This is a genomic window from Bradyrhizobium ottawaense, assembly GCF_900099825.1.
Classification (GTDB): Bacteria; Pseudomonadota; Alphaproteobacteria; order Rhizobiales; family Xanthobacteraceae; genus Bradyrhizobium; species Bradyrhizobium ottawaense_A.
Genome location: NZ_LT629693.1, coordinates 7,213,502 through 7,226,116 on the forward strand (window position 1 = coordinate 7,213,502; position 12,615 = coordinate 7,226,116).

At 63.0% G+C, this 12,615-nt stretch carries 11 protein-coding genes; 7 read left to right on the top strand and 4 right to left on the bottom strand.

Features of this window, described 5'->3' with window-relative positions; all coding sequences use genetic code 11:
* Nucleotides 1-41: 41 nt before the first annotated feature.
* From BLR13_RS33960 to BLR13_RS33970, 3 genes are all read left to right on the top strand, one after another.
* Nucleotides 42-815: a helix-turn-helix transcriptional regulator gene (locus BLR13_RS33960; RefSeq protein ID WP_074830726.1), complete on the top strand. Its 774-nt coding sequence runs from the start codon at nucleotides 42-44 to the stop codon at nucleotides 813-815.
* Nucleotides 816-1,119: 304 nt separating this feature from the next.
* Nucleotides 1,120-2,004 (top strand): alpha/beta fold hydrolase, encoded by an 885-nt coding sequence (locus BLR13_RS33965; RefSeq protein WP_074814356.1) that lies wholly within the window; start codon nucleotides 1,120-1,122, stop codon nucleotides 2,002-2,004.
* Between the two features lie 111 nt (nucleotides 2,005-2,115).
* A complete protein-coding gene (locus BLR13_RS33970) occupies nucleotides 2,116-2,883 on the top strand; it encodes a hypothetical protein (RefSeq protein WP_074814352.1) in 768 nt (255 codons plus the stop codon).
* 17 nt (nucleotides 2,884-2,900) lie between these two features.
* Here BLR13_RS33970 and BLR13_RS33975 read toward each other — a convergent pair whose 3' ends face one another.
* Entirely contained in the window at nucleotides 2,901-3,302 is a 402-nt protein-coding gene (locus BLR13_RS33975; RefSeq protein ID WP_074814349.1) for a DUF302 domain-containing protein, read from the bottom strand.
* Between the two features lie 134 nt (nucleotides 3,303-3,436).
* Between BLR13_RS33975 and BLR13_RS33980 the strand changes: the two genes are divergently transcribed.
* A complete protein-coding gene (locus BLR13_RS33980; RefSeq protein ID WP_074830723.1) occupies nucleotides 3,437-4,165 on the top strand; it encodes a DnaJ domain-containing protein in 729 nt (242 codons plus the stop codon).
* Between the two features lie 251 nt (nucleotides 4,166-4,416).
* Here BLR13_RS33980 and BLR13_RS33985 read toward each other — a convergent pair whose 3' ends face one another.
* On the bottom strand, nucleotides 4,417-6,270 hold the full coding sequence (locus BLR13_RS33985) for a D-alanyl-D-alanine carboxypeptidase (RefSeq protein WP_074814347.1): 1,854 nt from the start codon (nucleotides 6,268-6,270) through the stop codon (nucleotides 4,417-4,419).
* Between the two features lie 395 nt (nucleotides 6,271-6,665).
* Between BLR13_RS33985 and BLR13_RS33990 the strand changes: the two genes are divergently transcribed.
* A complete protein-coding gene (locus BLR13_RS33990) occupies nucleotides 6,666-7,004 on the top strand; it encodes a phasin family protein (RefSeq protein WP_074814344.1) in 339 nt (112 codons plus the stop codon).
* An 87-nt stretch (nucleotides 7,005-7,091) separates the two neighbouring features.
* Here the strand turns inward: BLR13_RS33990 and BLR13_RS33995 are convergent, their stop codons facing one another.
* Entirely contained in the window at nucleotides 7,092-8,501 is a 1,410-nt protein-coding gene (locus BLR13_RS33995) for a TadE/TadG family type IV pilus assembly protein (protein ID WP_074814342.1), read from the bottom strand.
* Nucleotides 8,502-9,019: 518 nt separating this feature from the next.
* Here BLR13_RS33995 and clpS point away from each other — a divergent pair.
* Both clpS and clpA read left to right on the top strand, forming a co-directional pair.
* Entirely contained in the window at nucleotides 9,020-9,352 is a 333-nt protein-coding gene (clpS, locus tag BLR13_RS34000) for an ATP-dependent Clp protease adapter ClpS (protein WP_074814338.1), read from the top strand.
* A 257-nt stretch (nucleotides 9,353-9,609) separates the two neighbouring features.
* Entirely contained in the window at nucleotides 9,610-12,018 is a 2,409-nt protein-coding gene (gene clpA / locus BLR13_RS34005) for an ATP-dependent Clp protease ATP-binding subunit ClpA (protein WP_074814335.1), read from the top strand.
* A 92-nt stretch (nucleotides 12,019-12,110) separates the two neighbouring features.
* Here the strand turns inward: clpA and BLR13_RS34010 are convergent, their stop codons facing one another.
* Nucleotides 12,111-12,467, bottom strand: a complete 357-nt coding sequence (locus tag BLR13_RS34010) for a PilZ domain-containing protein (RefSeq protein WP_074814333.1) — start codon at nucleotides 12,465-12,467, stop codon at nucleotides 12,111-12,113.
* Nucleotides 12,468-12,615: the final 148 nt, after the last annotated feature.

Here is a 12,615-nt window from a genome sequence, read left to right on the forward strand (position 1 = left end):
ATTACGAGACCCTGCCGGAGAGGCCACCCATGACGGACCTGCTGACGAATTCCAGGCAAGGCGAACTCGGCGACTTCCTGCGGTCGCGGCGGGACAAGCTGACGCCGAAGGCGGTCGGCCTGCCGGACGGGCGGCGGCGGCGGACGCCGGGCCTGCGTCGGGAGGAGGTGGCCGAACTCGCCGGCATCGGCGTCGACTGGTACATCCGGCTCGAGCAGGGACGGTCCGTCAGTCCTTCCACAGCGACGATCGATGCGCTGGCCCGCGCGCTGCGGCTTTCCAGGGCCGAGCACCGGCACCTGAAGGAGTTGACTGCCAATACCGACCGGCGCGCCTTCGTCCGCGAAACCGTTCCGCCGGCGGTGCGGCGCACCGTCGAGCGGCTGAACCTGCCGGCCTACATCACCGGCCGGCGCTGGGACGTGCTGGCCTGGAACGAGGCCGCCGACGAGATCTTCGGCTTCAGCCAGATCGCCGATGCCGACCGCAACAGTCTGGTGACCGTGCTGACCAAGCCTGCGTCACGGCGGCTGTTCGGCACGTCATGGAACGACGTGGCAAGGCGCATGGTCGCCCAGTTCCGGGCTACCCATGATCTGTGGGCCGGCGATCCGGCGTTTCGCGACCTGCTGGCGCGCCTGCGGGACGGCTGCCCGGAATTTGCGGGCTGGTGGGAGGCGCACGACATCAGCGGTGTGGCGGCCGGCCACAAATCCATCAGCCATCCCAAGAAGGGGCGGCTCAAGCTGGAATATGTCAGTTTTCAGGCCAACGACGATCCGGCGTTGAAACTGGTGATCTACACCCCGGTCTGAATCTCCGTATTCTTACGGGGCTGACGGCAACGGACCGCGAACAGCGGCGGAACATGCCGCCCGGAATCCCGTTATCATTAAAGTTTTATGGAAGGACCGAACCGGGCATTGGTTGGGGCCGTCATAAGAGAGAGACGTTGGGAACTGAGCAGATGCACAATGGATAGGTGCATCGCACAACGATCAGGCGGTTAAGTCACAACATTTGGACTTTATGTCACGCGGCTGTGACATATATCATCTCCAAGAGACCGAAGAGTTTCAAAGGTAAAGTGGCCCTTTTGGTGGAACACCGAGGACGAATATGAAACGTGGAATTACCGTTCTGCTTTCACTCTCCGTGCTGCTCACGCTCGCGTATTTTACCGCGAGCAAGTGGGCTATCCGGCACGAGACGATTTCGTTCCATGACCCGGCGCGCGACAACCGGCTGGTCGCGGTCGATATCGCCGTCCGCTGGGACAAGGAAATGCAGGCCGATGCCGGCATGATCACCTTGCCGGTGACGATCATCAACCATGGCAACACGGTCAAGCACACCGAGTACTCGTTCCTGGCCAACGTCTTTGCGGCACGCGGTTACCTCGTGATCAGCCCGCAGCATGACCTGCCGACCGATCCGCCGATGGTGACCAAGGTCGGTGAAATCTATGTCGGCCGCCTGCCGCAGATTCAGCGCGGCGTCGCCAACATCCATTTCGCCATCTCGGAAATGAAGAAGATCCAGCCCAACGCCGACTACAACAGGGTGACGATGGTCGGACATTCGATGGGCGGCGACATCACGATGTATTTCGCCAAGCAGTATCCCGACGAAATCAAGAAGGTCGTGACGCTGGATAACCTCCGCGTGCCGTTCCTGACCGAGGGCAAGTTCAAGATCCTCTCGTTCCGCTCGCACGATACCGAGTTCAAGCCGGATCCGGGCGTCGTTCCCGACGAGGATGAGTGCGAGAAGGCCGGCATCACCGTCGTGAATACCGGCTTCCAGCACAACGATATGCGCGACACCGGACCGGACGCGGCCAAGACCTCGATCCAGAGCATGCTCGACAAGTTCCTGGAAGATACCGACTCCAGTTCGCTGAAACCGGTGCCGACCAAAGTGCCTGATCTGCTGACCAGCAGCCCGGGACCGGTGCCGCTGGCAAGCAATCCGACGCCGGCCAACAGACCGGTCGCCAACTAAGGTCCGGAACCAACGTCCGGAGCTGGTTGATCCCTTCTGGATCCTGGCCGGATGCATTGACCGCTGTCTGGCGCCGTCCCACATAATGGGGGACTGCGATAGCGAGAGTCCATGGCGGGCGAACCCATCAAACCGAAATCGGCAGGCGACGTCGCGTCGGCGAAGACCGAGCACGCGCGCAAAGCCAATCCGCTGCCGGAGGCGAGGCCGTCGGCGGCCGAGGATATCGCCGCCTTCGTCGCCAAGGCGCGCGCGATGTCGCCGCACCGACCCGGCGCCAGGGGACGGCTGGTGTTTGCGCTCGACGCCACCATGAGCCGGCAGCCGACCTGGGACATGGCCTGCGCGCTGCAGGCCGACATGTTCCGCGAGGCGGCTTCGCTCGGCAGCCTCGACATCCGCCTCGTCTATTACCGCGGCCTCAACGAATGCCGCGCCACGGGGTGGATTTCCGATTCCGCGCAGCTTGCGAAATTGATGAGCAAGATCGATTGCCAGGGCGGCAATACCCAGATCGGCAAGGTGCTGTCGGAAGCGCGGCGTGAGGCGGTCGCATCCGCCGTGCGCGCGGTGGTGTTTGTCGGCGACGCCATGGAGGAACAGGTCGACGATCTCTGTACCAAGGCCGGCGAGCTCGGCCTGCTCAAGGTGCCGGTATTCATGTTCCAGGAAGGTCACGACACCGCCGCCGAACATGCGTTCCGCGAGATCGCGCGGCTCACCGGTGGTGCGTGGTGCAGGTTCGATCCCGGCGCCGCGGCGCAATTGCGCGAATTGTTGCGCGCGGCCGCAGCCTACGCCGCCGGCGGGCGCGAGGCGCTGCTGGCGTTGTCGAAAACCGCAAGCGGTGCGGCAAAGCTGATCGGCCAGATCAAGTAGCGCGGCCGCCAGCCCACCTAAGCCGAAGCGGCCTCGTTCGCGACCGCCTCAAGCGCCGTCGCCATATTGCCGATGACGGCCGCGATGTCGCTCGCCAGTGCGTGGCGGTTCGCAAGCCAAGACGGATCGTTATACGAAATCCAGGTGTCGCCGGACGCATCCAGCCAGACCAGGGCTCTCAGCGGCAGGTCGATGCCGATGCTCTGGGCCGCCTGCATCAGCGGCGTGCCCGCTTTGGCGTTGCCGAAGATCAGGAGTTCGGTCGGCCGTAGTGAAAGTCCGGCGCTGCTCGCGCCGGCCGCGTGGTCGATCCGGGCAAATATCGTCATGCCGCGCGTCTTCACCGCGGCCTCCAACCGGTCCACGGTGTCTTTCGGCCCGTGGTTGCTCCGAAGGGTCGTCAGTCCGTCGATGGCCATCGCGCGCTCGTGGTTGCAGGCGGACGGAGACTATAAATCCGTCCGGCCGACGCCAAGGGCGGTTTCGCCGTGTCACGCTGCGTTGAATGGCGGGCGGTTATGCATTTTGCCGCCAATGCGACTATATTGCGTGGATGCCAACCCTGATTGCCGGCGTCGTCGCCGTTGTCGTTATTTATTCGCTGCTGCAGATGTTTCGTGCGGCCAATCCGGTCGTGCTTGCGCGCGTCATCAAGATCGTGGGCGGCGTCGTGGCGCTGGCCGTCGCGGCCTTCACCGGGCTGCGAGGCGAACTGGCGGTGGCGATCCCGCTCGGCATTTTCGGCGCCGGGCTGCTCGGCTGGTCGCCGTTCGGTCCCGGCGGGTTCCGCAGTATCGCCGGCATGTTCGGCGGTGGAGCGCAGCGTTCGTCGGGGCAGGCCTCGCGCGTGCGCTCGCAATTTCTCGACATGAGCCTCGATCACGACAGCGGCGAACTGTCGGGCCGGATCGTGGACGGGCCGGATGCCGGCCGCGCGCTCGACGAGTTCGACCTCGCCGGCCTGATCGCGATGATGCCGGGCTTCGACGCCGAGAGCGTCGCCTTACTTGAAAGCTATCTGGACCGCCGGTTTCCCGCCTGGCGTCAGAACGCGCAGGGCGACGCGGCAGGGGGGCAGCGCCGCGCGGCGTCGAGCGGCAAAATGACGGACGAGGAGGCTTATCAGATCCTTGGCCTGCAGCCGGGGGCGGGGCGTGACGACATCAGCCGCGCGCATCGCGCCCTGATGAAGAAACTGCATCCCGACCAGGGGGGCTCTACGTACCTCGCCGCCCGTGTAAACGAGGCCAAGGATACTCTGTTTCGCACGCATCTCAGCTAACTCCGGCTTACGCTATCAACGCAACAAACCGAGAATTGCTTCCGTCTTGTTCTCTGATCGAGGCCCCATATCGCCCGCCTTGCCCGGCGTGGTCGATCGCTGTTCTTCAAAACTTAACCGTAAAGTCTTGACGAGAAGTTTTCGCGGAGCCGAATTGCCGTCGCAAATTGATTGGGCCTCAGACCGTGCCCGGAAAACAACAAAGCCGGCGCTTGCGGCGCCGGCTTTGCAATTTCAAACGAAGCTACCGGTCAGTTGCGGACGGTGATGCAGGAGATGTCGGCGCGCTTCAGCGTCTTGCAGACCGCTTCCGCCTGATCGCGCTCGAGGCCGGCGAAACGGGCGCGGTACAGTTTGCGGTTGTCCTTGGCGACGACAGGCTCTGTGAACGGATCGGCCTTGCTCAACAGGCTTGACGCCTTGCTGCGGGCGAGGTCGATGCGCTGCTTGGCTTCGCCTTCGCTTTCGAGTGCGCCGACCTGGATGATCCAGCCGCTACGGGCTACGGCCGGCTTGATTGCGCCGTTTTCCTGCACCGTGCGCGGCGCCGGATCGGCATAGGCCAGAGCTTGGGAAGAACTGGCCTGCGAAGAACCGGCCTTCGAAGAAGCGGCCTGCGATGGGGCGGCGGCCATGCTGGAGGCGGGCAGGACGCCGAGCAAGCCTTGTCCGGTGCCGTGATTGGCGGGCTGCGGCGGCATCTCGACCCGGGCCATGTCGGTCTTGTTGGTCTCCGTCGCCTTCGCCACCACCGCGCTGGAGGTCTCGGCGACTTCGGGGCGGGTCGGAATGGTGCTGGTGATCGGCGTCGGCTGCGACGAGCCGGCGGATGCGAGCCGCATCGATCCTGCCTTGACCTGGACCGTCTTGACCTTGACCGGCTTCATCGGCTCGGCCGAGCCGGGGATCGCCGCGATCTGCTGGGTCTGGATCACGCCGCTGGTAAACTGGGCGGGCTCGGGCTTGGCTTGCGGCTCGGCCCTGGCCGGCGGCGGGGGCAGGGCAGCGGCGGCGGCCGCCATCAGCGAGGGCTTTGCGGGAGCAACCGGGCGCATCGCGGCTTGCGCGGCCATTCCGGGCTCGGCGGCAGCGACGGCGCTGTTGACCTGAACCGTCTCGGTCGACCGGGACGCGGATTCGGCTTCGGCCACATCGGCATTGGCGTCGGCGGGGTTGCGCTCGGTGATCGCGGCAACGGTCCGCCTGGTCGCACCCTTTTCGAGGTTTTCAGCGAGCAGATTGCGCATGATGGCGTCGCGCGAACCGCCGCTGCGGCCGCCCAGCACCACGCCGACCAGATGGCGGTTGCCGCGGCGCATCGAGGTCACGAGATTGAAGCCGGAAGCGCGGGTGTAACCGGTCTTGATGCCGTCGACGCCTTCGACGTTGCCAAGCAGGTGATTGTGGTTGCGAATGGACTGGCCGCGATAGTTGAACACCGACGTCGAGAAGTAACGGTAGTATGTCGGGAAGCGATCCTGGATCGCACGGCCGAGGGTGGCCTGGTCGCGCGCCGTCGTCACCTGTTCGTCGTTGGGAAGGCCCGAGGCGTTGCGATAGGTCGTTTTGGTCATGCCAAGCGCGCGCGCCTTGCGCGTCATCATCTTGGCGAAGTCGTCCTCGTCGCCGCCGATGGCCTCGGCGATTACGACAGCGGCGTCGTTGGCCGAACGCGTGACGAGGCCCTTGATGGCGTCCTCGACCCTGATGGTCTGGCCCGGGCGCAGGCCGAGCTTGGTCGGCGCCTGGTCGGAAGCGTGCTCGGACACGTCCATTTCGGTGTCGAGGTTCATCTTTTTGGATTCGAGACGCTCGAACAGCAAATAGAGCGTCATGATCTTGGTCAGCGAGGCGGGGTGGCGGCTGCCGTCGGGGTTGTTCGAGGTCAGCACCGCACCGGAATTGCCGTCGACGATGATCGACGAAAATTGCGGGCTGTAGCTCTCGCTCGCAACATGGGTCCGGTGATGGCTGGCGACGTGGCGATGCCGGTAGCGGCGCGCTTCGGCGCTGTCGCTGGTGATGAGGATCGCTGTCGTGAAGGTAGCCAGCCCCAGAACGCAAACTCGCAACGTGCGCGAGGAAGCCAAGGTTGTACGAAGCATTTACTTCCCCGTCCCAATTTCTATCTTGATCACCGGTTCGTGAGGCAAAATTGTGCCCAAAGACCCCCGGCGTTTTCCTGCTCGCAGCGCCAATCCGGACAAAACGCGCGGCCCGGTTGGCCGATCAGGTCGCTGTTCTAGCTAAGGTGCTGTTCACAAACAGCTTTCGGGCTGTCTGTCGGAAGGCGAACAAGTCCAGGAATCAGGTTAGGCGGAGCGAGTTTCCAAAACATTAACGAACCGTTGCGTAACACCCCGGGGTTCTCTGCAAATGCCACTCATTTGTGCGTCGCACAAGATTCCTTGACTTAATTGTGCAGTGCACTATATTGGCAGTGTGTCTAGGGAGCCGGGACCTCCCGGTTGCACGTTCAATCTGGGAAAAGGATTCCATCATGGTCAAAGTTGAAGACATTCAGAGCTACGGAAAAGAACATCTCGAATCGGTTGCTGCTTCCGCGAGCAACCTGCAGAGCGGCGTTCAGGCGATCGCGACCGCCTACGGCGATTACGCCAAGAAGTCGTTCGAAGACACCAAGTCGTATGTGGAAAAGCTCTCCGGCGTGAAGTCGGTGGAGAAGGTGCTCGAAGTGCAGACCGAGTTCGCACGCTCGGCCTATGAGACCTTCGTCGCCGAGTCGCAGAAGATTGCCGGCCTCTACACCGATCTCGCCAAGCAGACCTTCAAGCCCTACGAGGGCCTGGTCGCGAAGTTCGTTCCGGCTTCGCACTAATCGCGCCACGCACTTTCTTCGACGCCCAATCAAAAAGCCCGGCCGCAATGGCCGGGCTTTTTTCTTGGTCGATATTGTCCCTGGCGGTTATTTCGCGACGCGCAGCTTGGCGAGCGACGTGCCGATCGAGTTGAACACCGAAAGCGTCTGGCTCGCGCTCTTGACGAGGTAGAACTTGTCCGGACTGCTGGCGCAATTTTGCAGGGCGGTCGAGGTCGGATCGCCGGGGGTGCCGGTGTTGAGCTGGATCGAGTAGATGACGACGCCCGAATCCCTGATGGCTTTGCACAGAGTCCCCTGAATGGTGTCGATCGCACCGCCAAACTGTGTACTGCCGTCGCCGTGAGCCGGCCAGCGGTCTTCGGTATTAAGACCGTCTGACAGCACGATCAGCGCCTTCTTGTAGGTGTAGTTGGGGTCCTCGGCCGGCGCGCTCAGCGGCAAGGTCTGCTGCAGCGACTGCCAGGCCCAGGAGATGCCGATCGGCTGGTTGGTGCCGCCGGTCGGCTGCATCGCGTTGATGGTCGCCTTGATCGCGGTCCAGTCGTAGCTCAGCGGCATCAGCTGCTGCAACGGCGGGTTGTTGCCCGGTTTGCAGTAATATTGGCTGTTCTCATAATACTCGTCGGCGGGGAACAGCGTCGGTGCGTTGCCCGCCGTCGGCGCGGTATTCTGGGTGTTGTAAGGGGGAGTACGGTCGGTGACGCAACCGGTCCACTTGGTGCGATCAGGGGTCCATACCTTGCCGGCACTCTGGCAGGAGCTTCTGGTCGTCTTGCTTGCCTGGCTGCAGGTTCCCCAGCCATTGGTGAGGGAGTTGCTGTCCCAGAGGCTCCAGTCGATCCAGCTCTGGGTGTGGTAGCTGCTGCCGACGTTGACTTCCTTGGCGAAGGGAACCACGGAAATGTAGACGTCGCCGGGATTCTTGGCGAGCGCGCTGAGCTGGTCGACGAGGCTGGCTGCGGACGTCCGCAGCGCGGCAATCTTGCCGTTCTGAGACATCGATCCCGTGTTGTCGAGCGCCATCGCCACGCGCATGCGCACGTTGCCCCAGGCCGCGGTCGAATTGGTATTGAAGTTGAGGTTCGGGAAGCCCGCCACCTTCATGAAGTCCGTAGTCACGGTGCCGGAGCCGCTCAACAGGATGGTCGAACCGTTACCGGCCGCGGCCGTATAGGTCGCGGTGACCGTGGCCGACGACTTGGCGTCGGCGTTGGTGTAGAGCGCGTTGAAATAGGCCGTCGCCTTCGCGCTGATCTGCGAGGTCGTGATGGTGCCGTCGGTCAGGTCCTTACCCAGCATCAGGGCGGTGGAGTCGAGCGCCGCCTGCATCGCCGAGCGGGCGGCGTTGGCGCGGGTATAGTCGATCGCTGCGCCGACGAAGCTGATGATCGGCACCGCGGCGATCGCAAACAGCACCGCGATATTACCCTGGTTGGCACCTGCGAACCGGCAGGCGGCAGCGCGAACGCGACTGAAAATGGTAGTATCGAGCATAGCTTTCACCGCAATGTGGTTTCTGCGGTCATTTCCGCCTGGGCGGCTAAACAGCTGGTAAACCGGTTCCGATAAAAGCGGGTCAAAGCCCGCGTATGGGCGAATCGGCTGCCGATAGCGCCGGCTATCCTCAATGGAGGCTAAACGGACAGCTGCCTTCCTTTGTCAAACCCGACAGAAACGATTAACCTTGGGCAGATCGCCGGACCGGGAATCGGGCCGGTCGCGGGTCGCGCCAGGGCTGTCGTTTAGGCGCTTGCGGGGACCCGGTGCCGGACCCATATTCCAGAAGCCGATCCGGTCGCCGATCCGGTCAACGGGTCGGACCGGGAGCGGCGATCCGGAACGCTGCCGGGTACCTCGCGATGGCTGTTTGGGCCTGTGGCGGGGTGCCGGGATACGCTGACTGGTTTCCCGACTCGTTTCTCCTGGGGATTTCGAACGCCTGAGCCATGTTGAAGTTAACTTTCAAAGCCCGTTCGTCCGCGCCGGCGATGCCAACCGCTTTTGCTCCGCGAATGAGCAATGACGAGAACCGCAATCCCGGCACCAATGGGCCGTCGACGTCGGTTATCACCAAGGTCAAGCCGAAGACCAAGCGTCCGAACCTGTATCGCGTGCTGATTCTGAACGACGACTACACGCCGATGGAGTTCGTGGTTCACGTGCTGGAGAAATTCTTCCAGAAGGACGCCGAAGCGGCCACCAAGATCATGCTGCACGTCCATCACCACGGTATCGGCGAGTGCGGCGTGTTTACCTACGAGATTGCCGAGACCAAGGTCACGCAGGTGATGGATTTCGCGCGCAAGCACCAGCATCCCCTGCAATGCGTGATGGAAAAGAAATAGCCGCGCGTGCCCGCCGACCCGGCCGAAAAAAGGAACGGGTCTTGCATTGCTTTTGCCGACGGAAGCCGATCGTATTCCCGATAGCTTTTCGGGGGGTGGTTGCGTCTGCGTGGTGCGTGAATTTAGAGGAAAACCACGTTTTCGGAACCGGCCTTTCGCCACGATCGTGTGTAACTATATGACAGGGGATGACGAAGGTTGTTGTTGCCCAACCGGGTAATGGCGATCATGATGACCGGGGGCCATAGAGGACGCGAATGCCAACTTTTTCCCAAAGCCTTGAACAATCCCTGCATCGTGCGCTGGCGATTGCAAACGAGCGTCATCATCAATATGCGACGCTCGAACACCTTCTGCTGTCGCTGATCGATGACTCGGATGCGGCGGCGGTGATGCGCGCCTGCAGCGTCGATCTCGACAAGCTGCGCACCAGTCTCGTCAACTATCTCGAGACCGAATTCGAAAATCTGGTGACTGACGGAGCCGACGACGCCAAGCCAACCGCCGGCTTCCAGCGCGTGATCCAGCGCGCCGTGATTCACGTTCAGTCCTCCGGTCGCGAAGAAGTGACCGGCGCCAACGTGCTGATCGCAATCTTCGCGGAGCGCGAAAGTCATGCCGCCTATTTCCTGCAGGAGCAGGACATGACGCGGTACGACGCGGTCAACTACATCAGCCACGGCATTGCCAAGCGGCCCGGCGTCTCCGAGGCGCGGCCGGTGCGCGGCGTCGACGAAGAGACCGAAACCAAGGGCAACGACGACTCCAAGAAAAAGGGCGAGGCGCTCGATACCTATTGCGTCAACCTCAACAAGAAGGCGCGCGACGGCAAGATCGATCCGGTGATCGGGCGCAATGCCGAGATCAACCGCGCCATCCAGGTGCTGTGCCGGCGGCAGAAGAACAATCCGTTGTTCGTGGGTGAGGCCGGCGTCGGCAAGACCGCGATCGCGGAAGGGCTTGCCAAGCGCATCGTCGATTCCGAAGTGCCGGAAGTGCTGGCGGCGGCCACCGTGTTCTCGCTCGACATGGGCACGCTGCTCGCGGGCACGCGCTATCGCGGCGACTTCGAGGAACGGCTGAAACAGGTTTTGAAGGAACTGGAGGCGCATCCGAACGCCATCCTGTTCATCGACGAGATCCACACCGTGATCGGCGCCGGCGCCACGTCCGGCGGCGCGATGGACGCATCGAACCTGCTGAAGCCGGCGCTGGCTTCGGGCACGATCCGCTGCATGGGCTCGACCACCTACAAGGAATACCGTCAGCACTTCGAGAAGGATCGCGCGCTGGTGCGCCGGTTCCAGAAGATCGACGTCAACGAACCGACGGTGGAAGACGCGATCGCGATCCTCAAGGGCCTGAAACCCTATTTCGAGGATTACCACCGGCTGAAATACACCAACGAGGCGATCGAAGCCGCGGTGCAACTGTCGTCGCGCTACATCCATGACCGCAAGCTGCCCGACAAGGCGATCGATGTGATCGACGAGTCCGGCGCGGCGCAGATGCTGGTGGCCGAGAACAAGCGCAAGAAGACCATCGGCATCAAGGAAATCGAGACCACGATCGCGACCATGGCGCGGATTCCGCCCAAGAGCGTGTCGAAGGACGATGCCGAGGTGCTGAAGCACCTGGAAACGACCCTGAAGCGTGTGGTGTTCGGCCAAGACAAGGCGATCGAAGCGCTCTCGGCATCGATCAAGCTGTCGCGGGCCGGCCTGCGCGAACCGGAAAAGCCGATCGGCTCCTATCTGTTCTCGGGCCCGACCGGCGTCGGCAAGACCGAGGTGGCCAAGCAGCTCGCGGCGTCGCTCGGCGTCGAGCTGATCCGCTTCGATATGTCCGAATATATGGAGCGGCACACCGTATCGCGCCTGATCGGCGCGCCGCCCGGCTATGTCGGCTTCGATCAGGGCGGCCTGTTGACCGACGGCGTGGATCAGCATCCACATTGCGTGGTGCTGCTCGACGAGATCGAGAAGGCGCATCCGGATCTCTACAACGTGCTGCTGCAGATCATGGATCACGGCCGGCTCACCGATCACAACGGCAAGCAGGTCAATTTCCGCAACGTGATCCTGATCATGACCACGAACGCCGGCGCGGCCGACCTCGCGCGTCAGGCCTTCGGCTTCACGCGCAGCAGGCGGGAAGGCGACGACCACGAGGCGATCAACCGGCAGTTCGCGCCGGAGTTCCGCAACCGTCTGGATGCGGTCGTGTCGTTCGCCCATCTCAATGTCGATGTCATCGGCATGGTGGTCGAGAAGTTCGTCCTCCAGCTCGAGGCCCAACTGGCCGACCGCGACGTCACCATCGAACTGTCGGAGCCTGCCAAGGCCTGGCTGATCGAGCGCGGCTATGACGAGCAGATGGGCGCACGGCCGATGGCCCGTGTGATCCAGGAGCACATCAAGAAGCCGCTGGCGGATGAAGTGCTGTTCGGTCATCTCAAGGGCGGCGGCCATGTCCGGGTCATCCTGGTCAAGGACGAGGCGAGCGCCGAGGGCAAGGACAAGATCGGCTTCGAGTTCGTCGAGGGCCCGGTCACGCCGAAGCCGGAAAAGCTGCCCGGTGCGCGCAAGCGCAAGCCGAAGTCGGGCGGACCGAATGGCGGCGGCTCCAAGGGCCCGGCCTCCCGAGGCCCGCTGGTCAAGGTCTGAGAACGTTCAAGTCTGATGCGAAAAGGCCGGCTCATGAGAGCCGGCCTTTTTGTTTTTGGCGATGATTTGCCGTCGAAGGTTCGGGCAGGGCCCTAGCGATCGCCCAGCAGTTCCTGGATGCGGCGCTGCAACTGGCGCTTCTTGATTTCGCTTTTGCGCAGCCGCTCCTCGAGATCGGAGATCGGCTCGGCAGGGCTTTCCGCCCGGAACGCAACGCCGACGAAATTGTCTCGCCACCAGACCACTTTGGCGAGGAACGAGCGGCCCTTGCGCGCGATGCGCAGCGACATCTGCTCCTTCGGCAGCGTGACGGCACTGCTGAATTCGATGGTCGCGCCGCGGTCGGAGATGTTGCGGACGATGCAGTCGCGCGTTGCGCCGCGCTCGCCGATCTCGGCGACGCCGCCATACATCACTTTGTCGCGCACGCTCTCGCGTCGGTCCAGCATTGATCGATCTCCCAGCAGTAGGGGAGACTTTTACGCGGCTTTGTTCGCCGCGTAAGGCCAGGCTGGGCAAAATGCGCCGTTAACGTAAATTAACGGCAGATGCGACCCGGCGGATTTCGGGACGTGGGGCGCTTGCACCCCGGTCGGA

Excerpts from the sequence above, each read along its gene's own strand:
- BLR13_RS33990 (WP_074814344.1), top strand. The coding sequence starts at position 6,666 with ATGGTCAAAGTTGAAGACATTCAGAGCTACGGAAAAGAACATCTCGAA.
- BLR13_RS33970 (WP_074814352.1), top strand. The coding sequence starts at position 2,116 with ATGGCGGGCGAACCCATCAAACCGAAATCGGCAGGCGACGTCGCGTCG.
- BLR13_RS33980 (WP_074830723.1), top strand. The coding sequence starts at position 3,437 with ATGCCAACCCTGATTGCCGGCGTCGTCGCCGTTGTCGTTATTTATTCG.
- BLR13_RS33975 (WP_074814349.1), bottom strand. The coding sequence starts at position 3,302 with ATGGCCATCGACGGACTGACGACCCTTCGGAGCAACCACGGGCCGAAA.
- clpS (WP_074814338.1), top strand. The coding sequence starts at position 9,020 with ATGAGCAATGACGAGAACCGCAATCCCGGCACCAATGGGCCGTCGACG.
- BLR13_RS33965 (WP_074814356.1), top strand. The coding sequence starts at position 1,120 with ATGAAACGTGGAATTACCGTTCTGCTTTCACTCTCCGTGCTGCTCACG.
- BLR13_RS34010 (WP_074814333.1), bottom strand. The coding sequence starts at position 12,467 with ATGCTGGACCGACGCGAGAGCGTGCGCGACAAAGTGATGTATGGCGGC.
- BLR13_RS33995 (WP_074814342.1), bottom strand. The coding sequence starts at position 8,501 with ATGCTCGATACTACCATTTTCAGTCGCGTTCGCGCTGCCGCCTGCCGG.
- BLR13_RS33985 (WP_074814347.1), bottom strand. The coding sequence starts at position 6,270 with ATGCTTCGTACAACCTTGGCTTCCTCGCGCACGTTGCGAGTTTGCGTT.
- clpA (WP_074814335.1), top strand. The coding sequence starts at position 9,610 with ATGCCAACTTTTTCCCAAAGCCTTGAACAATCCCTGCATCGTGCGCTG.